The 407-nt window shown below is 45.9% G+C and carries 1 protein-coding gene; it reads right to left on the reverse strand.

Annotated features, from left to right (window positions below):
* Positions 1 to 400: AarF/UbiB family protein (locus HC175_RS19625; protein WP_235942699.1), on the reverse strand; the 400-nt coding region annotated here is incomplete at its 3' end.
* Positions 401 to 407 lie beyond the last annotated feature (7 nt).

Consider the following 407-nt stretch of genomic DNA (forward strand, 5'->3'; position numbering starts at 1 on the left):
TTTGCATGTCTTTGGCGGTGCTGTTGCTGCTTTCCTGCACCATGATGCTGATCTCCCTCCTGAATTCCCTCTCGGTGGCCTGTTCGGTGAGGTCGCTCATGTTCAGAAGAATATCAGCGATCTCTTCTCCATCATTCTTGCTAAGGCCCAGCAGCAGTCTAAGCAGGTGTTCTTTCATCTGTTTAGAAAACTGGGCCACCATACCAAGATCCATTAGCGCGATCTTCTCATTCTCGAGCAAATGAATATTTCCCGGATGTGGATCTGCATGAACAAACCCATCAGAAACGATCTGTTTTAGATAGGCTTCTATGAGTTCGTCGACAAGGGGGAGATAATCATTTTCTGTCTTTTTAAGAGGGGAAACGCTGGTGATCTTTTTCCCTTTTACGTACTCCATGGTTAGA

The sequence above is a fragment of the Salinimicrobium oceani genome, assembly GCF_012037645.1.